This is a genomic window from Euryarchaeota archaeon (assembly GCA_016207515.1).
Taxonomy (GTDB): domain Archaea; phylum Thermoplasmatota; class SW-10-69-26; order JACQPN01; family JACQPN01; genus JACQPN01.
The window spans coordinates 48,435-69,528 of the sequence record JACQPN010000023.1 but is presented as its reverse complement, the minus strand read 5'-3'; the positions used below and the strand labels follow the sequence as shown (position 1 = coordinate 69,528).

The 21,094-nt window shown below is 60.2% G+C and carries 11 protein-coding genes; 10 read left to right on the top strand and 1 reads right to left on the bottom strand.

The window, feature by feature from the left end:
• The first annotated feature begins 74 nt into the window (after positions 1-74).
• From HY556_10545 to HY556_10530, 4 genes are all read left to right on the top strand, one after another.
• The gene (locus tag HY556_10545) at positions 75-3,797 is read left to right on the top strand and encodes a hypothetical protein (protein MBI4394211.1); all 3,723 of its coding nucleotides are present in this window, start codon (positions 75-77) and stop codon (positions 3,795-3,797) included.
• Between the two features lie 176 nt (positions 3,798-3,973).
• Positions 3,974-4,615, top strand: a complete 642-nt coding sequence (locus tag HY556_10540) for a hypothetical protein (protein MBI4394210.1) — start codon at positions 3,974-3,976, stop codon at positions 4,613-4,615.
• Between the two features lie 648 nt (positions 4,616-5,263).
• Complete coding sequence (locus tag HY556_10535; GenBank protein MBI4394209.1) at positions 5,264-5,908, top strand: hypothetical protein; 645 nt, start codon at positions 5,264-5,266, stop codon at positions 5,906-5,908.
• Positions 5,909-6,071: 163 nt separating this feature from the next.
• A complete protein-coding gene (locus HY556_10530; GenBank protein ID MBI4394208.1) occupies positions 6,072-6,395 on the top strand; it encodes a transposase in 324 nt (107 codons plus the stop codon).
• Between the two features lie 854 nt (positions 6,396-7,249).
• Here the strand turns inward: HY556_10530 and HY556_10525 are convergent.
• Entirely contained in the window at positions 7,250-8,791 is a 1,542-nt protein-coding gene (locus HY556_10525) for a hypothetical protein (GenBank protein ID MBI4394207.1), read from the bottom strand.
• A gap of 396 nt (positions 8,792-9,187) precedes the next feature.
• Here HY556_10525 and HY556_10520 point away from each other — a divergent pair, with 396 nt between their 5' ends.
• The 6 genes from HY556_10520 to HY556_10495 all read left to right on the top strand — a co-directional run bounded on the left by HY556_10520 (position 9,188) and on the right by HY556_10495 (position 21,092).
• Positions 9,188-10,054, top strand: coding sequence for a hypothetical protein (locus tag HY556_10520; GenBank protein ID MBI4394206.1), 867 nt, complete (start codon positions 9,188-9,190; stop codon positions 10,052-10,054).
• 223 nt (positions 10,055-10,277) lie between these two features.
• Entirely contained in the window at positions 10,278-10,922 is a 645-nt protein-coding gene (locus HY556_10515) for a hypothetical protein (GenBank protein ID MBI4394205.1), read from the top strand.
• A 729-nt stretch (positions 10,923-11,651) separates the two neighbouring features.
• Positions 11,652-17,876 (top strand): carboxypeptidase regulatory-like domain-containing protein, encoded by a 6,225-nt coding sequence (locus HY556_10510; protein ID MBI4394204.1) that lies wholly within the window; start codon positions 11,652-11,654, stop codon positions 17,874-17,876.
• A 314-nt stretch (positions 17,877-18,190) separates the two neighbouring features.
• Complete coding sequence (locus HY556_10505; GenBank protein MBI4394203.1) at positions 18,191-18,874, top strand: hypothetical protein; 684 nt, start codon at positions 18,191-18,193, stop codon at positions 18,872-18,874.
• A 38-nt stretch (positions 18,875-18,912) separates the two neighbouring features.
• Complete coding sequence (locus HY556_10500) at positions 18,913-19,872, top strand: MoxR family ATPase (GenBank protein MBI4394202.1); 960 nt, start codon at positions 18,913-18,915, stop codon at positions 19,870-19,872.
• Positions 19,869-21,092, top strand: coding sequence for a DUF58 domain-containing protein (locus HY556_10495; protein ID MBI4394201.1), 1,224 nt, complete (start codon positions 19,869-19,871; stop codon positions 21,090-21,092). The genes HY556_10500 and HY556_10495 overlap by 4 nt, the downstream gene beginning before the upstream one ends.
• The last annotated feature ends 2 nt before the right edge of the window (positions 21,093-21,094 follow it).

Sequence of the window (21,094 nt, the reverse complement as noted above, 5' to 3'; positions counted from 1 at the left end):
GGGGGGCTACCGACATGCGGGACGGCTGGCATGTAAGAATCCCTTTGAAGGTGACCAATGCCTTGGACCACGCGGTGGTAGATGCGACCGTGTCCCACGACCTCGATGTCAGGAGCGCTTTACTGGCGAGCGGTTGGGCGTCCTCCGCCGGAACGAGAGGCCGCACCCTTCAGGTGTTCTCACTCGACGAGGCATCAATCCGGGTCATAGAGTACAAACCAAAGGGGTCTGGTGATGATTCTTCTGGTCTCGTGAAGGCAGAAGTTCCAGCCAAAGTTTGGATGGGGTTCCTAGACGGAGTATCGACCTTCGATAACAAGACGCAGCCCGACATCCATGTAGCTTGGGTACTTCCAGGAGAGACTCGACCCGGGGAGACGCGATACTTCATGGTATACCTTGATACGACCGCCAACGGGAAGAAAGAATCAGCGACATATGGTGAAGGCGCGACGGCACCTCTCGACGCTAGGTATTGGATTGGTCGGGGTACGACCCTCTATGGTGCGGCGCAAACGGTTGGCATCGTTGGCCTTGAAGATGGGACAACCGCGTACATCGATGTCTATGACGACAGTGGTCACGTGCGGCGCCTGCGCGATGAACCCTTCAAGGTGGGTCGAGGAGCACGCATCACGGCCACCGCGACTACTGGCGCTGCCGTCCTCGTCCGTGTGACGTCGGACAAACCAATACTGGCCTTTGGGCCGGATCTGTTCGGTCGCGCTATGGGACCGGTACCCAGTTTAGACTCTGGACTCCTCGGCTCCAAGTTCCTCTTCGATTCTGGGCGTTCGCCGTTCACCATCATGGCCTTGACCGGAGCCTCGAATGTCGTATTGAAGGCGATGCCGAACAATACGGAGATCGCGCGGATAGAACTAGGCCCGAGCGCGCCAATGAAGACCGTCGACCCCTCGGGGGCGAACCTGGTGTACATTGAAGCTAGCGCGCCGATCCTCATCACGATGTGGCCCGTGAGTGGCAAGAGCCAATTCGTCTCTTCATGGGGAGCGCCGACGGGGAGCCGCCTCTTTGGCTACCCCTGGGCCGGCGGGTTATGCCCCAATGGTTCGCGAGAGTGTCCGGGTCTTTATCCTCCTTGTGAAGTAAGGGGGCCGAGCGACAGGTACTTGTTCCACGGCGGGGAGTATGTCGTATCGGGCCTAGGAGAGACCGTCAATTTCTGGGGGAGAGGCGCAAGTGGTGAGTTAGTTCTGCCCACGCAACGAGGCGGCACAGAGCTCGCCTCGACGAGCGGGCGGGCAGAGGTGGGCCAAATGGAAAGGCATCTTGCCGTACCGGGCCGCGGAACCGAGGGCGTAGACAGATGTCCCGTGCTGTTCCACGTAACCTCGGACTCTAATAGCCATGACATCGCCCCGAAGGGTCGGCTGGCTGTTTTCGGGGGTAGCCCCAGTAGTGGAGCGGCAGATCCGCTAGTCACGCCTGTGGGGGGTGCCGCCGGGTCGAGGTTTGAAGTATTGTGGCCCGTCAACGTCGTGGCACTGCACAATGGCACGCAAATCAGAGTGATGGACCATGGGTCGGTGAAGGCCACGGCCCTGAAATCAACCGGCGAGGTTCACAAGGTGCCTAACGATTACAGGACGACGTTGAGAATCGAAGCCACCAAGCCCGTAATCGTTGTCCCCACGTCCGCCGGCGGGTATTTCGCAAGCGTCGACCGATCCTTGCGCGCGGAACCCGGCGGCCCTGCTGAGTACCGGGGTTTCCTCCTGAATATTGCACCGAAAGAAGGGTCCCAAGAGCCGATGGTCGGCCTCGTGGGCCCAGGAAAAGAGGCGACCTTCCGCCTATTAGTCACAAATCTTGCTAAGGATTACCGCGGCCGGGACGCGGACGACACGGTTCGCCTGGAACTACCACCCCTGCCGGACGGTTGGGAGGCGTCCGTGTCTCCAACGATCGTTCACCTTCGGGGCGGCGGTTCCGCCGAAGTTGAGTTACGCGTGACGGCCCCCACCGATGTTAAGGAGGGCGCGCGCCTCGCCATTGCCATTAGCGCGACCTCGAGCGGGAACCCGGCCATTGCTGACCGTGTTCCCATCTTGACCCTCGTACGGGCTAGTTATGGCGTCGACTTGTGGTTCGACCGCGAGCAAGGACCGAAAAGCCGAACGCTGACGGCGGACCCAGGCAAGCAAGAGGTGGTCGCCCTCGTCGTGAAGAACTTGGCTTCAATCCCCGATCGCCTATTGGTGACGGTGTCTCCCCTTTCAACAGACTGGGCCGCCGTTTTTCCGGTAACTGGAACTCGGTTCCAGGAAGTGGAACTGGATCCTGGAGGAGTAGCGACTCTGAGGCTCGCGGTTGTGGCACCTGAGACCGCGGCATCTCAAAGCATCGTGGAGGTGGTCGCTACCTCTGTCTCCGACGCCTCCGCGAGCACCAAGATAGCTGCAATCGTGCGAATCAGGCCCGATATCCGAATCGCTCTACATGTCCCGGAACCCACGCTAGAAGCGCTTCCGGGGACCGAAGCACATTTCAGGGTGGGGTTCCAGAACAACGGGAACGAGCAGGTTGGGATCCGCTTCAATACCACCGGGGTGCGCCCTCCAGATTGGTCACGCCCTGTCATCAAGTTCGGACCGTACGAAGTGAGCGAACTCTCAGGCCTCGCACCGGCCACAACTACGGAGTTGGACGTGTCCGTCCCAGTTCCTGGAACCGCCCTGCGAACCGACCTTGTCAGGGTCGCTTTCCAAGTTGAGACGATGCCGCAGTTCATTGGAGACGAAGTCTTGCAAGAGAATGTCGAGTTGGTGGTAATCGTGGGCGCACGCCACGCTTTGTTTCAATCCTACCAGGCTCCGGTCGTGGCGTTGGACCGGGGTGGTCGCGCATACGCTCAAGTAAACATTAGGAACGACGGCAACGGCGACGAGCAGATCCGTCTCGTCCCGTCGGTACTGCCCCCAGGGAGCGCGTTCTTGTCCGATGCGCGAGTGACGATTCCGGTGCACGGGAGCGCCACGATCTCGGGCGTCGTGAGTCTTCCGTTAGCAACCGAGGCCGGCACTTATCCAGTGGTTATTGAATTCGTCATTGATGGCGTTCCCCGATCCGAATGGGGTTTCAATGTCAGCGTAGCTGAACGGCGCCTCGGCGTTCTCATTCCCCAGAGTCCGTCATGGAGCGCCCCGGGCCGCCCCGTCGACGTGGTCTACGAGGCCCGCAATGACGGGAACGTCCCCCTCAGCATGCCCCCGGCAATCGACGGGCCCACTGGGTGGCAGTTGGCGTGGGCGGAGCCCCATTCCCCACTTGGCCCCGGAGAAGCCCGCTTAGAGACACTACGTGTGACGGCGGAAAGGAATACACCCGCGGGATCATATTTCTTACAACCGGTCGGCTCGTGGATGGGAGCCGGACCTTTGGATTGGGAAATAAGGGATGTCCGGTTGAGCGTTGAAATTGGAACTATTGATGACGCCGACGGTACGGTTGAAGTGTTTGTCACAAACGGCGGGGCCGGCGACGCGTTTTCTGTGCCTGTCGAACTCGTGGTCGACGGCGAGCCAGCGGACCGGCTGATACTCCAGCGTGTCCCGGCCGGTGGCCGCCTGTCGGCCATTTTGTTCGCGCCACCCGGAACCGGGTCATCGGCCGTGGTTGTCGACCCAGCAGCGCTGTACGCCGATCAACCGCTGGTGGTCGCGCTCCAGCCGCCAAATCGTGGAACTGCGGTCAGCGGACCCGGTGTCGTGGGAACCGTCCTGGCCGTGTCTCTCATCGCGGCTCACGTCGCGACCAGACGAAATGACAGGTAGGAAGCAGGGCGCGGACCACACACCAACATCGGCCAATGCGCCTGACGCCGGGTTATCCGGCCTTCGAGCACCCTCACATTTTTCATGGTATTCCTCCAGGGAGTTTAAGATTTCACCCGCATCTCAGGCATTGAATCCCATTTGAGAGAATGGGAGGCTCAGGAAAAGTGAGTTGTATGCTGAAGACAAAAAAACGTAGTATTGTGGCAGTTGTCGCGACCATTGCGCTATTGGGAATTCCGGCTGCACAGGCTAGCCAAGCCCATCCCTCCGACCATCTGTTCGAGGGCGACAGTCGGATTGCTGCGTCGCTGAATCTGGTCCAGAACGAACATGTTCTCGGAATCCATATCCACGAGCATGAGCATGTCGGCGACGCCATTGAATTGGGACTCGTATGCGTGGACGAGCCGCACGTATCTCTATCAACTACCTCCGTCTGGTTCGCTGGCGATTACCGGGGTGGCTATGGTGGCGGATGCTTCCCGTTCGACACGTTTTGGGGTAACGATTCAGGACAGACGCTGAAAGTTTCAGTTTTTAGGGATGGAAACCTTCCCCAGGAAGTGGTTGACTTGGAATTCTTGGCATGCGTCGATGTCAACGGAGATGGTGTTTGTTCCTCGGCAAGCGGCGACAGCGTGGACGACTGCCACAACACCTCGACGTCTTACATCACGGGCGGGGATTGCCAGATTTACGAAAATCCAAGTGCCGTGGATCAGACGGCATGGGTGTTCGTACTCCCGTATGTCACGGTTGACAACGAGGGCAATGAATACTCGTGGCCATTGTCCGGAGCCATCCGACTCGGGTAGTCCGATAGCGGATCTCGGCCGTGGAGTCACGGCCGAGTCTTTTTCCCATCTTACGATTTCTTGCGCCAAATTGCAACCGGCGTTAAGATTAGAATTGTTTGACACGCGAAGGAATTTGAAACGATCCCATCGGCTATCGGCCAAGGGCACCCCCCATGAAGAACCTGAGACTCCGGCTCCCGGTCCGGCGGCGAACTCCGGCTTGTCCAAACGAGGGGACGCGGTGCGTAATCCGGAGTTGATCGTCGGCTTTGAATCATGGTGAAAACGCCGACTAAGAAGTGCTCAATTTCGCCGAAGTAAGAATGCCCACCCATGCACGTGCCCGACCCACAGGCCGGGAACATGGATAATCGGCTACGAGGCGTGGATGATGATTCGGCAACTGCAAGGCATAGAGCGCAGCGGACGCCTTACCTATCAACGCGTAGAACCCCTTGCGCCGAACACAAGACGGACGAGCACCAATTCATCGATTGGACAACTGAAAAGCAACCCATCAACAGGTGCGCAGCCAGCCAGACTTACCTTCGATCACTTGTTTGTCCACAATAGAACAAACAAGATTATATGACGTGTCCCGGACATCCACGGGCGGGGCTGACAAACTTGAGTCGCTCATTGCCGGTTGTCTTGTGGGTGTGCCTTGTGGCCGTATCGCTCGTTCTGCCAGCAGGCGTGATGGGAGGGACGGCGGAAAACCCCGAAATCACGGATACGCAGGATTCGCCGGGCATCGGATCTCAGCTCAACGTCACCAAGGTTTGGCTGACCAACGACTCTGCGACTAGGAGCATTTTCGTCTACATCCAAGTCTCAGATCTCTCGAGCTTGGACCCGTGGCTAAACGGAGATTTCGGGTACCGATACCGCGTCAGTTTTGACCTTACGAACTACCCGCATTTCCAAGGCGGTGTAAACGTCTTGGGGCTCGAGAGCCATGGCCACCTCGGCAGGGAGGGATTACCGCTCGGGCAACCAGAAGGCGAGGGCGGTGCGCTTCTGTATGGAGGCGTTGGCACGTCATCCTTCGTTAGTTCGCCAGGCTTGATCTATACGAAAACGGTGTTTGACCAATCTGCAAACCTCGTAATCCTGGAGCTTGCTCTGTATCCGACGGCTGAACCCAATGAGTCTTTCAAGACGGGGTATCGCATTAGGAACCTGACAATTGAAACATTTACAGCTCGGCTTCCCGCTACCGTGTTGGGCGCTGGCGCCCCCTACTGGATTCTCGAGGACGCGGCCACTACCACAAAGGCCTACAGAATCGACTATAGCTGCTGTCCGTAGGCCCAATTGACGCATCGCCGTCTTCAATGGCCGTCGGCCGTCATCCAAGAGTGGTGAGTGCGTTATTGAGCGAGACCCCTTGTGGTGCGCTGGTGCGCGCCCCTCTTCGATTGGACCACTGGCAGGTTGATGAACGCGTAGCGCTTTCCCGGGGCGGGTTGGCATGGTGAGGGCGTCGAAGTTGTCGCCGGAGCAGAGGCTCGAGGTGGTCGTGGCCTTCCTTGGCGGGAAGGGCTCGATGGCTGAATTGTGTCGCGAGCACGGGGTGAGCTCGCAGACGATCTACGTGTGGCGGGACAAGTTCCTCGAGGGTGAGCTTCGCGGCTTGCAGGGTAACGGGCCGTCGGAGAGGGAAGAAGCCCTCGAGCGTGAGAACACGAAATTGAAGGAACTCCTCGGAAATATCTCGATGGCGAATTACGTGTTAAAAAGAGGGCAAGTCTCTCCACTCGAAGCAGAGGGGGGCGCGTGTGAAGTACCTCATTGATCGGGGAATTCCCGCGCGCAGGGCATGCGCGCTCGTCGGTCTCGCGCAGAGCTCGCTCTACTACGAACCCATTCTCCGGATGCCTCGCCCGGTGGACCCTGAGGTCCGCCGGGTCGTTTTGGAGACCTCAGAAGGCAGGCCGAGTTTCGGGTACAGGCGAATGACCGCGATGGTCAAAGGGGCGCTTGGACGGCCCGTGAACGAGAAAGCCGTCCGGGGTGATGCAGCTCGAACGCCTCACCCTCGACCCGTGCGTTCAAACGAGGGGAAGGATCCCGAAGCAGCGGGGTTTGCAACTTTCGATTGCTCCCGACATGGCGTACCAGATTGACATGAAATACATCATCTGCGGCCTAGACATTTACGGATATCTGCAGAAGGTCGTGGACACTTGTACGGGCGAGTGGTTGGGCTACGTCTTCAGCAAACGACCCGGTTCAAAGGAAGCATGCGAGGCACTCGACAGAGTCGTGATGAATCGGTTCCCGAAGATGGGCCTCGCACCGGGGACACACCTCCGTCTCGACAACGGGACCCAGTACACCGCGACACCGTTCCATGGCGTGGACTGCGTTGTTGCGCGAACCTCGAAGGGTCGCTCATGGACCACGGGAGTTCCAACAAGTTCTCACGAACTGAAGAGTCGGCTTGCAACCGGGGCACGAGGCTCGACATCCTTCTCCACCATATCCTGGTCGTGTTGTGGCCGCGGATTGTTGCGAGGCGTTCGCCAGTTCGTGGCCGTGAGATCCATACGTCCCAGAAGCACCTTGCAGGCGGCCGTGTGGACTTCGCCTTGCCATCGCATCTTTTGGAACCATCCAATCGATCGCAGCTATCTGTGCCCGTCAGAACTATGCCCGGCGCCGTCCACGGGCGAACAATGCAATCCCGACTAGGGCGATCGCTAGGGCAAGGGGTGTAACTTCAGGTATTGGAGAACGAGCGCCCTCAACCGGTTCGGGCAAAGTGATAACTAGCGTGGGATGCTGAACGGGGCGTAATTCTCCCGTTACAACCCCTGCGCTCGCATGGGCCACATGGACATCATAGGCAAACTCTTCATACTCTCCGGCCGGGCCGACTCGCCAGCCGTCCACCGTGAACGTGGTGGTCGCGCCCAAAACGTCGGTGGACAGGGTAGTCTCGAGCGAGCCATTGGGAAGGTACACATCGACGGAGGCGTTGGGCGCCCCGACGCCGGTGGCCGTACGGACGACCACACCGGCAGTGTATTGGGCCAGAACCCACCCTTGGGTGCCCGCGAGGCCCGTGCCGGGTACGGCGCGTTCCGGCGCGCCTAACGGTGAGTTCAGTCTCACGGCGTAGTCTAGGGCGCCTCCGAATTCCACGTCGTACAAAGTGTAATTGGAGCCCTTCAGCCACAACGCCGAGCCGTTGACGTAACCTAGATGGGCCTTGGTAACGACGAGGTCGGTCTTCGTGGCGTCCAGGACGACGTTCGCCTTATCGTGGCCCTCGGTGGAAAAATTGTTCAAGCGCAGGCTCGGGGTCCTCGCACCGAGAGGCGTCGTGGAAACGGCGTTCGACCTGAATCCGGAACACGAAAGGTTGGTGATGTTGACGCGGGCCGCACCAGTCAACCAGGCGCAAGAATCGGCATCTCTTACAGTGATATTCATGGCTTCGATGTCAACGTCCCGGAACTGCATAGCGGTGCCTACCGTTTGGAAAGTGAGATTCGAAAGTTCAGCCGAGACGCGTTTCGGCGCTGCGCTGCTGGCGGTGATGAAAATGGACCCACCGGGCCCGGCAAAATTGGTGCTCTCGATGCGCGTCTTGGCACCGCTTGCCACTAGGCCCATTCCGCGGGGGGAGTAGAAATCCGAGTTCGTGAACTCCACTACCCCGGAGGCGAAAATGCCTGACGTGTAGAGCTTTACAAGCGCGCGGTCCGCTCGGATCGTCCCGGGAACGTACAGGCCGCCATCGAATGAGATGACTCCGCTTCCCCCCAGTGCGGTCCGTTGAGCGTGTCCGCCGAGCCCCTCCAGGAAGGCGGGCTTGCCGCGAAGATGGCCCTGGAGAATGATTTCCCCGCGCACGGTACCATTCCACGTGGCGTTGTCCGCGTTCGTGAGGCCTGCGCGCACCTCGGCGGTGGATTCCAAGACAAGCCGCCCGCCCGCCTCGACAATGAGACTAGCATTCGAAAAAGCCACCGTGGTGCCTCGCACGATCAACGTGCTTCCGTTCTCGATCACGAGGTCTCGGTCGAAGAAGCGCGATTCACCTTCCCACGTTTCATTTCCTTTCAGGGATAGAGGCCCGCCTGCATGATCGGCGGGGGGATTCTGAATTTCCTCGGAATCTGCCGGAACGCTTGCGAGGAGGATGACGAATAGAAGCCCAACGGTTCCTTGGTAAAGGCGCATTGTTGGAAAACCTTGAAATCAAGTTCGCGAGCGGCATATAAAGTATTTGGAGGATTTCCTTCATGCGAGCGTGTCCTCGTGCTCTTCGATCGGCCACATCATCTTTCAGAAAATTCCGCCAAATGGCAGATAACCGGACCGCGCATTGCACGAATAGCCAAGAGTCACGGAACTCTTGGACTTGAGGAAGTGATTAGTGTGTTAACGAAAAGAAAAGCGATTGGAATGGGACTTGCAGGTTTGATGATTGCCATGGCGTTCTTGCCAGGAGCCACCGCCCACCCCAAGACGGCGCCGGCCACGTTTGGTCCCTTTGGGGCCTGCCAAACCCCGGACGGGTCGACTCCAAATGACCACCAGGATGGTTTTCTCCACGACTTTGGACCGGCTCTCGGATTGTTTGCCAAACAGAGGTACACAGCCGTAGAGACCGATCATGGGATCAGCTTTGCAAATCTCCAGGAATCGAACGCGGCCGTTTGCGATCCCGCCGTCGATGGGACATCGTTCAGCGGGAGCGCGTTCTGTCTCCAGGATCCGCTCTCGGCTGCTTGCGTTGCTCCCGGCCCCCAGCCTGACCCTGCCAGCTACGACGAAGAGTTCGATTACGCCAGCGGCGGAGCATTCCTTTGGGTTTCATCCGAAGTGTGCACGGGCCGACCGCTGCCGACCAACGACAGCAACATCTGGAGCCAGTGTAGCGCGGCGACCGGTGGCCACCACGGAATGACAGTGACCGTGACCCGTGCCGTGGGTACTCCGGACCTTGCGTGGACGTGGGGTGTCGATGGCGACAATGATGGCTCCGTGACGGCACTCAATCCGGCTGACACGTCGAGCGGCGTCATGATATGCGGCGGCACCTGCACTGCTACGGCGACCGCAACGGGCTACAGTGGAATCACGGACCGAAGGTCCCATACGGCCCAAACCGACCTACTGCCGGCGCGATACGAGGAAAAGGGTTATTTCGTCTTCGTCTCCAACTCCGCGGGAGTCGTCTGGGCGGGTCCAGCCGGGAAGCCGCAGTGCGATGATGGCGTAGACAACGAGGGCACCCCGGATGGCTTGATAGACTTCAGCCCGTGGATTGCACTAGGCGCCGAAGCTGACGTCCCCGACTGCACGTCGTACTGGGACAACGATGAATCCGGAAACGGAAACGGAAGTCCTGTTCCCGCGGATGCGACCTGGCTCGCGAACCACACGCCGGCGAGCCTTACCGACGCCTACGTATCGGTCGTCGGTCACATCTCAGCGTAAGGTAGGACCCCATCTTCACAGCCGGGCGCGGTTGACGCGCCCGGCTGTTCTACGTTCTTGTTCATGTTTGAGATTGTATCTTGTTTTCCGAATTTCACGGCCACATGGCCGACGATCCAAGCGTCCCGTGGACGGTTCACGAGGCGGACGGAAGAGGACTACGCGCTCTCCCGCCCGATGACAGCCACGACGTCTTGCCGGGCTTCGACGAAGCGTGCTCGACATGTTGAACGATACCGATGAAGGCGGCAGCCACACTGCCACACAGGGGGTCGTGCCAACCGCTTGGTGCAGTCAACAACTGCCCGTCTACTGCGAGGTCGTCAACTACGGACACCACACGGCCAACGCCTGCGTCGCACCTGATATCGCCGGGAGTCCAGTGCCGTTCCTAGTGGGAGCAGATGGAAACGCTGATGGCCTCATCTTCGACCAATATCCGGACTGGCTCGTCGACGTGATATGGACCAACACCCCGGGCGGCCCCTTTGGATCCAATTGCTACGACGGGAGCGCCGGGACAGACGCGGGCTACAGCGGCATCCCGATACGCAAAGGCAGCCACTGGGGCGTTCAACTCGGCGTATGGGTCTTCATAGGAGCAGGTGTAGAAATAGAATGGGAGGGCGATCCGGCGCGCTTCGCGGAATGCGACGACGGTCTGGACAACGACTTTGATCCCATGTACGATTTCCCTGCTGACTCGGATTGCCGCACTTACTGGGACGACAGTGAGGAGGTTGGCCTTGACACGTTGTGGCTCGAAACCCGGGAGGGTGTGCATGCCGAAAACGAAGGTGCAGGCATCACTACCGGCCACATTTGTTCGGATCCCTCTTCGCCATATACGGTTGCCGGCTGCGCGTAGTACATGTCGCGGTTTTTCGTCATACGACCGAAGTCCAACCGGTCTATGCGGTACCCGGGTTTTACATGCCCTCGTCCTTCACGATTGTTTTGGCGAGGATGAAGACGTGTAGAGTTGGGTCGGCAGCTGCGGGGTCCGCGTAGACCTGACAAGCGCCACCCGTGATCAAAGAGACATCGAGGCAACCGCAGAGATCCACGTCATCACCTGAACTTCCTGAACAATTGCCGTCAACGTCCACGCAGGCGACGTCGTGGATCTCACTCGGAACCATTTGTGGATTGACCCGAACGGAAGTAGTGGAGCCCGTGTGGTCTCCCCAACCCGTCACGAACGGGAAGCCGCCGCCAACTCCCGTGTTGAAGTCCCCTTTGAACGTCGGGCCGCCGACGGTCTATTTTGCCAGGCAGAACGGCGGCGCGGCCATCTGACCACTGCGTACCGAGTATGACGAATTCCAGGCCGGTGCGTGGGGCCTACGGGCTGTCCGTGGCTTGCGATTCGTATACTTCTGGGGCAACCGGATTTCTTGCTTGGAAAACGCCTTGCATCAAGATTGGAATGGGTTCCGCCATCGAGTGCCCATAGGGTACCCTGAGTCCGAAAGGCCATCGCGTGCCGCCCCCTCCATAAACAAGAACCTTTTGGAGCTTTTTTTTGAAACCCCGCGCACGGTCCTCGTATGGTATTTAACACATAAGCCGCACTTAGGAGAGGGTCACTTTCAACGTGTCCATCCTACGTACGACGCTCCAAAGCGCACGGCGGCGGCTGCGCGGATCAGAGAGGCGAGCGACGACGATCCTCGTTCTCGCTCTAGCGTCCCAGATCATCCTCGGGGTTTGGGTCGTCGAGGGAATCCTCGCAACGTCCGCGGAGAGAGCGGACTTCCGGGCGTCCTCGGGCTCCGTCGATGCGATTGACTCCGACAATGATGGTGTCCCAGACGCGTACGAGAACGCGATACTCGGGACAGACCCCCTGGCGCGAGCGCCCCTTCACGAGCTTCCAGAGGAGTGGATCAAGGCGCACGGCCTGGAAGTTTCCGATCCCGATCTGGGAAATCGGACTGCGCCGTACCCTCGCCCTCCGGAAAGCCCGGAGATCTATGGACCGGCAGGACTTCCGGCCGAGTACCGGATGACGCTTTTCGAAGCCTACGAGTACGGGAAACCATCGACATGGAACGAGACGGATGACGGCGTGTGGCCCGGTCGGCTCGACCCGACTCGTGCGTACATGAATGACAGTAACGTTCCATATTCGTGGCTAATCCGCGAGGGAGTGGACCCCTTCGACGCTTCCCGGCACGACCGCGTTCCAGACGTTGCGGGCGTCACGTGGACTCCTCGCGAAGCGTACCAGCGGGGACTACACGCCCTCTCGCCCGATGGCGACCGCGATGGGCTGCCGGACGTCGACGAGTTGCGCCTCGGCACGAGCCCTCGCCTCTTTTCAACCGCGGGATCGGGAATAGCCGATGGTTGGTTGGTTGGACACGGTTTCGACGCGCTCGACGCCGCCATCCCCTTCCAGGACACTGACAACGATGGTCTCACGAACATCGACGAGTTCCTCGCTTCGGTGCGCCTCTACCCTAACGAGACGCTTCTTGGTGGTGGCCTCGATCCTAAGCATCAGAGCACGATCGGTGGCCCGATCCCGGATGGCTGGCTGGTGCGTTACGATTTGGACCCCCTAGACCCACGTGCGCACGAGAACACGACGGAAGAGCGGGACTTGACGATAGCGAACGGGACCGTCCACGCCGTTCTCACCGTCCACGACGAATACAAGGTCAATCGCCTGCCCCTCTGGAACGAGAGTCGCAACGGCCCATGGTGGGGTGGTACGGATCCCCGGTTGAACGACACGGACTCCGACGGGCTCGCAGACATCGAAGAGATCGTCGGTTGGAACGTGAGCCTTGACGGTAAGTCTAAGCGCGTCAGATCGGACCCTACGCGTCTCGATTCCGACGTTGATGGCCTCATCGATATGGAGGAACGTCGAGGCGTGCAAGGAAACGTGACGTTTCCGCCAACGGATCCATCCGCTCCGGATACCGATTTCGACGGCCTCACGGACGGGCAGGAACTCGGCGTCCAGCATTGGCGAGGCATACTTTTACCACGGCTCGATCCGACCAATCCGGATACGGATGATGATGGTGTCCCGGATGGGGACGAGGCTGCCTATTGGATGGACCGATTCGACGAGGCGGTCGCCGGCTCCGCGTACGCGTGGGGTCCGGACCCGCATCCGCTCGCCTCGGCCGTCTTCGCCCTCGAAGGCAAGGCGCCCTCGGACGCCTTGGGACGGCTCCTCCCTGGTGGCGACATGGATGGCGACAAACTCCCGAATGTTGCGGACCCCGACTCCGACAACGACGGACTCCTCGACGGGTGGGAGGTCAAGCCGGAGCTCTACCGCGAGAGTCCCTACGTCTCCGAACGCAGCCGCTCGGCCACCGACCCCGCGAACAATGACACGGACCGCGACGTGCTGCCGGACGCGTGGGAGGTCCGTTACGGTCTCTTCGACTACGTCTTCGGAGGATGGAATCTGGACCCGTCGCTCTGGAGCTCCTTTAGAGACGACGTGAGTGATGCCGACCGCGATCTCGACGGCGACAGTGCCCTTTGGTACAGTTTCCACGAGGCGGACGGGGCCGCGCGAGTCGAGGCCCACGAGTACAAGGCGTCGAACCTCGTCGAATTCAGAGGCGGCTCGGACCCGAACCGGAAGTCTTCGAGTCCCGATGGCATCCCAGACGGTTGGAAGCTTTTCTGGGGCACGGAGTACTTAGGACTTCTCCCGGACCAGATTGGGGATGTCTACCCGGGCGCGCCCGGTCTTCTAACGATTCCCCAGGAGAGAACGATTCCGCGCATTGGCCACGACGACTCCGACGTCATCCTCGCAAACTACGAATACTTGCGATGGGTCAAAAGCGACGAAAAGAATCTCCTCCCATGGGAGGCGTACGCGGGCACAGGCTCCACGGGGACCGGGGGAACGGACACCCTCCGAATACGCGGCCAATTCAATACGGACTACCGGGCCGTCTCCGAGAACCAGACAAACCCGTACTTGGACGACACGGATGGCGACGGAATGCCCGACAGTTGGGAGACGACATGGGCCCGGCTGGGGACAGGCCAAGAAAAGGTGAGCGCGGTAAAACCCGACGCCGAGAAAGACCCCGATTCCGATGGACTCGCCAATGCGGGCGAGTGGGCGGCGGGAACGAACCCGTACCTCGCGGATTCCGATTTCGGCCAAGCGACCGACGACATCGAGGTGCGCCTCGGTCTCGATCCGCTCGACCCCTCCGATGACATCTATGCCCTCAATTCCAAGATAGATTCCGACGGCGACGGGGTCTACGATAACCAAGAGAAGCTCGGTCGGGTAATGGCGTCCGGCCTCCGGGTCTCGACCAACCCCAATGACCCGGACACCGACCACGATGGTCTACTCGATGGACAATCGCTCTCGCAAGTACTGGACCGATCCGTAAGCACGAGGAACCCGGAAGACGCAACACTCTTAGCCAATCTGAAAGCCCGCGGCCTTTTGGTCCGCGTGTTCGAGGATGGGACGGCCGACGTGTATGGGGAGGCTGCGGTCGGGTCGGACCCGACGCAGGTCTCGACGCCAGTCGATGGCGTTCCCGACGGCTGGGCCGTAGCCAATGGACTGTCCCCCGCCCGGTCAAGTGGGAAGTTCACGAGCTATGCGTATGGCCGACCAACCTGGTGGAACGAGACGCGTAACGGCGTCTGGTGGTGGGGACTCGCGCCTGACGCCAAGGCCCCTGACGATTCCGATAACGACGGGTTGAAGGATCTCAATGGGGAGGACCCGATCCCCTTCGCCAACCAGCGAAACGTATTGCCGCGCGGTGATCCCCGGGATGTCGGTCTCGGCGCAATGGAGGCTCTCTTTCGCGGACAAGCGTATGGCGACGACCCGCTGGGGCGGGTCGTTACTTTGGCGGGCCGGGTGGCGACGAACGTCCTCCTTGATCCGATTGAGGAGCGGGTCGTGGCCAATGGGACGTCGGAGTTCTCGGGGCGACTCTTGTCCGCTATGGATGAGCCCGTTCCCAACGCCACCGTGTTGCTTTCTCTCGAGAAACGCCAGCTCGTCATCGGTTCCGCGATCACAAACCAGACCGGCCACTATCGTGGCAGCATCGTAGTCCAATCCCAGCTTCCGGCACCTCCGGCGAGCGCGGGCGTGACCGTCTTCGGGTCGCTCGACGGAGACGGCGTCCACTCGAACGATGGCACCATTCTTGGCGCCTTGAACACCTCTCGACCCCTTCGCGTGTTTGCATGGAACTACAACGCCTCCGTATTCGCCCAGCCTAGGCAGGATGCGCCGCTGCGGCTCCCAAATGGCAGCCTCAGCCGCGGATGGACTAGCTCCGAAAGCGACGCCCAGAACGTCACATTCACTCTTGCGTCGGTCTTGGTCACGGAATCGCCCGCGTCCGCGCGCATCCACGAGACGACCGATGTGAAGGTGACGTTGACCGATGCGCTGGGCCGCGCCGTGCCGAACGCCACGGTACTGGTAATGCCGACCGAAATGGCAATTGCAATGCCGAACACCATGCCGATGAAGGTCTCGTTCAAGACCGACCCGGCGGGAAAGGTCAACGTGCCGCTTACGTTGCCGGGGATTCCAGGCACCTATGAAGTGGAGTTCTCGTTCGCGGGTCGTGAGCCAGATCTCCTCGCGACCCGGAAAACCGTGTCGATCCTCGTCGTGGAGGAATCGGTGCTCCGGTTCGACCGTCAGGCCGTTCCAATAAGGATCGGAGACACGGCCACCGTTGCCGGTTCACTGGTGACGAGCCGATCGTTGCCCGTCGCCGGAGCGGACATCACCGTGACCGGCCCGGGTATCGCCACGAAGACCAACACCAGTTTGGAAGGACGGTTCACAGCGGAACTCGCGTTCCCAATTACCATGCCTCCCGGCGTAGTCACGTTGGAGGGCGTGTACCAAGGCACGGAAGGACTCAACTCCACTCGCACGGTCACGACCTTGACGGTGACCGGCCTCCCAAAGTGGATCATCGAAAACATCGATGCGAGCGTGGGAGCCGTCACGATGCTACGCGCCCGCCTCGTGGACCTGCACGGAGCCCCCCTTCCCGGTCGCAACGTCGTGACAGAAGACGCGAAAGGTTTCCAACTTGCGTCGAACGCGACGGATTCACGGGGCTTCGCCACGTTCCCGCTCGATTACCGGACGGCGCAGCCGGGTGAACGCCTGCTCGTTTTGCGGTTCTCGGACGCAGTCGATGGAACGGCGGAGAAGTCGGTCGCCGTGAGCGTCTTCACGCCGACCAAACTGTCAATCGCAACGGACGCGATCATCCGCGGGGAGGCAGCTAAAATCTGGGGGAATCTCACTGACGTGGTGGGTAGACCCCTTGCCGGCCAGAGGGTGAGCATCACCCTTGGGTCGTTGGAACGTTCCGCGGTCACCAACGCCACCGGCCAGTACTTGTTCGGTGAAACTTGGGCCGATGAGCTGCCATTAGGCCGGATCGCGATTGCCGCTCGCTACGACGGTTCCGCGGACAACATCATGAAACCAAGCTCCAACGAATCACTCGTCGCCGTAAGGGATCGATCCATTCTGACGCTTACGGGAAATACCATTCTCCGATCAGACCCGTTCATCGAGGGTTGGCTAAGGACCGGGACTGGAAACGCTCTTCCTCAAAGGGAGGTCCTCCTAATAGGGCCGGGCGGCGCCGTCTCCGTGGCCACCGACTCGAAGGGATACTTCCGGGGACCTCTCTCACTATCACCATCTCAACCGCTTGGCAAGATGGACCTCCGCATGATAGTGCGGGGTAACGAACTTCTCATGGGTTCGGACACAAGCCACGCCATGTTCCTCAAAGACAGGGGCCAACTGAAGTGCGACGGACTTCCAACGGCAGGCCTCGCCGGGAAAACGGCTAGCGGCACGTGCCAACTGTTGGACTCCACGGGGCGCAGCGTTCGCGACGTCTTGTTCGCCGTCGCGATGGAGGACATCCGACTACAAGCCACGGGAAGCGGCGACGAGTTCTCCTTCACCGTCCCCGCTTCTGTGCCGGGGGGCCCGCATTCGCTTCGCATAGAGGCCATTTCGGAGACGCTGTTGGCCGAACCGCTATTCAGAAGCTTTGAAGTCCAGGAGCCGACCACCTTGCGCTTGACTTCCAGGCCGACGGCAGATGCCGGCCAACCCGTGGAACTCCGGGTGGCGCTCGACCTCGGCGGCCGGCTTCTTGCCAACGAAACGTTGATGATCCTCGGCGTCGGACCACAACCGCTGAAGGTAACGACGAACGCGAAAGGCGAAGCGGTGATCGCTCTCCCGCCTCCGGCACCGGGTTCGGCCTCTTACCAGATCGCCTTCGCCGGAAACGGCACTCGCGGCCCCAGCTTCATGACCGTCATCGTTCCGGTCTTGCCGGCGCCGGCTGCGAGCGGAACTTCAATCGTATGGATGGCCGCCGGCGCAGTCATTATCTTGGCAGCGTCCATCACCGCCTGGTTCTTCTTGCGACGAAGAAAACACGACGCGGCTGAGATTCTCAAGGCGGCCGCCAGGCGTCTCTCCAGCCGAAATCCCGACGTGCGAGCGCTCTACGACGCCTACCTCCAATTGCTTCTGCTGTCAGGTCTCACGGAGGACAAAGCCGAGACACTCACGTTCGGAGACCTGGTGTCAAGGTTCGTCAAGGAGACGCCGGAGACGCGCGAGGACCTGGCCAAGGTGACGGAACTCTTCAACAGGGCCGTTTACGCGCCTCAATGGCTGGAGACGGGGTCGAACGATGCCACGGCGCTCTCCCTCCAACGACTCTCTAGAGCAATACAAAAGGATCGTAGCCAGCAAGGAAAGCCTGAAGCGTCGGAGGCGCGAGCCGCATGAACAAGTTACTACACATCGGACTGCCCTTGGCAGCGGTCGTCATCAGTGCGTATTTGATAACGGTCCAAGTTTCACCTGCGCTTCAACCGGAAACGCCGCTGGAAACGGTACTGGCAAAAAACGGGTACGAAATCACGAGAGCGTCCTCGACGGCCGCTTACTCAGTTTCACACACCTCCACGGCGCCCAGCCTCGTTGTATTGGTCTTGCCGGGTTGGCTATCATCCTCGGAACAGTCCGCTCTACGGCACTATGTCCAAGGAGGAGGCAATCTCTGGTTCATCTCTCCTCACCCGGAGTCTGACATTTGGCAAATGCCGAAGACGGGCCTCGGAACGTTTCCGGGAGCCATTTACGCCGCCGATGGGTCGGCCGCGCTCGTACACGGGCCCGAGGCGCTCACGCCCCTCCCGGTCTCGGGGCTTCGGGCCCTCAATCTCAATGGTAGCACGCAGTTCGTCCCACTATTGGCAACGACCAAGGATTCTTTCAGAGATACCAACGGGAACGCTCGACTCGACTCGGGGGAACCAAGCGGGCCGTTCGTGTTCGTCGCCGCCGCGAAGGAAGGCGACGGCAATGTCATCGTCGTCGCGACGGAGTCGCCCGAGGCACTCCCGGATGAGATCGTCTCAGACTTGGCAAGTGGAAGCAGGGCAGCCGGCGTCGTGGTCATCGTGGATGGAAGAATGCTCTCCGCTTGGTCACTCCCCGCAAGATCGCTCGTCACGGTCGCTTCACTTCCCCCCTTTGACATGCTAGTGGCAATCGCGGTCACGGTCGGCGTGGTCGGACTCGCGACCTCCCTCATCTGGACGCCACCGCCTCACTCGGCGAGAGCAGCCGCCACCGAAGCCGCGGCCACCATCCAAGCGGCCCGCGAGCGACTTAAGACCGACGCGTCCTCGGCGGCGGCGCGTATTCTCACCATCATTGAAGGGCAAAAAAACGGGAGACAAATAGAAATGTCCCAACAGCGCGAAGCGGGAGAAAAATAGAAATGTCGCAGCAAAGCGAAAGCATGGACATCCGGACGATGGCGCCCCTAGTGCAGAAACGCGTAGAATCGATCCTCACCCAAGTGAGACAAGTAATGGTCGGCAAGGAGACGGTTTTGCGATTCGTGGCGGCGGGCATGATAACGGAGGGTTGCCACATCCTGTTCGAGGACATGCCGGGGCTCGCGAAGTCAGTACTGGCAAGTACCGTGAGCCGTGCCTCGGGCTGCGAGTTCCGGCGCATCCAATTCACGCCGGACCTGCTTCCAGGAGACATCACGGGGACCTTTATCTACAATCAGACCGAGGGGACTTTCGTCCTCAGAAAGGGGCCGATATTCTGCAATTTCCTCCTCGCCGACGAGATAAACCGCGCCTCACCGAAGACCCAATCAGCCTTACTTGAGGCCATGGGCGAGAAACAAGTCAGCATCGAAGGCGCAACGCATAGTCTTGCCGTGCCGTTCATGGTGATGGCCACCCAGAATCCCGTCGAGCAGGAAGGCACCTACCCTCTCCCCGAAGCGCAGCTCGACCGGTTCATGCTCAAACTGAGCATGGGGTATCCGAACAAGGAGGAGGAGATGGAGATCCTCCTTCGCAGAGCGCAGCGTGGAAAGGACGCCTTCGACGTGAAACCCGTGGCCTCGCCGGAACTGCTGCAGTCCATGGCGAAGATCGTGGAGCACGTTAGAGTGGAAAAACCGATCTATGCGTACATCGCAGAGATAGTGGACAGGACACGAAAACACGCGGACCTTCAAGCCGGCTCCTCGCCGCGCGGTAGCCTCGCCCTGTTCAAGCTCGCCCGCTCATGGGCCGCGGTCCAGGGTCGGCCATATGTGACCGCCGACGACGTGCGCGAACTCGTCACCCCGGTCTTGGCCCATCGCCTCATACTGACACCCCAGGCCCGCCTAGCGCGTCGCAAGGGGGAAGACGTCTTGAAGGAGATTCTCGCGGCCACACCGGTCCCGAAGTTCACGGTGCCGGCATGAGGCTTACCGACCGTGGACGCGCCGCAGCAGGCCTAGCTTCGCTATTTTGGGCGGCCGCTCTCGTCACGGCAAACGAGGCGGCGGCCATGGGGGCGCTTGCCATCACGACGGTCTTCGCCTACGGTTTCGTACAGCTGCAAAAACCCCGTCTCAAAGCGAATCGACGGATAGAGAGCACCTACCTCATCGAAGGCGAATCGTTTGAAGAAGTGATCAGGTTAAGGGTCCGGTCCAGCGCCGCCAAGAGGGCAACCCTCATCGAGACCACCTCGGACGGTCTTGCCTCGCCAACGGGGGGCGCTCTCGACGTCTACCTAGGGGCAAAAGAGATCGTCCAATCGCTTACGTGGACGGCGACCACGTGGGGCAAGAAGCGAGTCGGCCCACTTCACATGATCCTTCGCGACCAATTCGACTTGATCCAGACGGAGATCGGAGTCCCCGGCCATGAGACGATATTCGTGCGACCCGCCGCACAATCGCTTGGAAAATACAAACCGAGGGCGAACAATCCCGAGATCTCGTTGGGGGCTCACAGCGTCTCCAAACCCGGGGACGGTTTCGAATTCTTCTCGTTACGCGGATACCAGCCCGGCGACAGCATCCGAAGAATCAATTGGAAGGCGAGCGCACGATCGAGTACCACGGTCGTGAATCAACCCTCGCGGGACAGCTTCTCGAAGGTCTTGATGATCCTTGACCTACGCGCAAAGGAGACGATAGGCATCGGCGACGACGCCCCGATCGTCCGAAACGGTCGGGCGGCCGCCTCTCTCGTTGCCCATCACGATCGCATGAAAGACCATTTGACGCTAGTGGCCGTCACCTCTGAAGCGCGTAACCTCTCCGGACGCACAAACCCGCGAATGGACGAACTGCTGGACGCGTTAGCGCGAGTCGAACCGGGCGGCGACATGCCCCTTGACGAGGCGATCCGCGCGCACGTAGCGTCCGTCAAACCCCGCTCCCCGGTGTACTTCATGACGAGTGGGACGCTCGACCCGTCGCTACTTCCCGCACTGGACCTGGTCCACGCGATAGGCGCCCGGCCACTCGTCATCAGTCCGGCCGCACCTGAAGGGAAGAATGTGGAAGATGAGATGAAGCGCATCCTTGGAGGCTCACGGACTCTAGTCCTTTCCGAAGTCAGGGCCCTCGGATGCCCGGTGGCGGAATGGTCGTCCAAAAGTGGATTGGAGGAATCCCTCGTTGCAACCTAATC

Bases quoted from the DNA above. Each gene is read 5' to 3' on its own strand.
- HY556_10495 (MBI4394201.1), top strand. From the start codon at position 19,869: ATGAGGCTTACCGACCGTGGACGCGCCGCAGCAGGCCTAGCTTCGCTA.
- HY556_10540 (MBI4394210.1), top strand. From the start codon at position 3,974: ATGCTGAAGACAAAAAAACGTAGTATTGTGGCAGTTGTCGCGACCATT.
- HY556_10500 (MBI4394202.1), top strand. From the start codon at position 18,913: ATGGCGCCCCTAGTGCAGAAACGCGTAGAATCGATCCTCACCCAAGTG.
- HY556_10515 (MBI4394205.1), top strand. From the start codon at position 10,278: ATGTTGAACGATACCGATGAAGGCGGCAGCCACACTGCCACACAGGGG.
- HY556_10530 (MBI4394208.1), top strand. From the start codon at position 6,072: ATGGTGAGGGCGTCGAAGTTGTCGCCGGAGCAGAGGCTCGAGGTGGTC.
- HY556_10525 (MBI4394207.1), bottom strand. From the start codon at position 8,791: ATGCGCCTTTACCAAGGAACCGTTGGGCTTCTATTCGTCATCCTCCTC.
- HY556_10505 (MBI4394203.1), top strand. From the start codon at position 18,191: ATGCCGAAGACGGGCCTCGGAACGTTTCCGGGAGCCATTTACGCCGCC.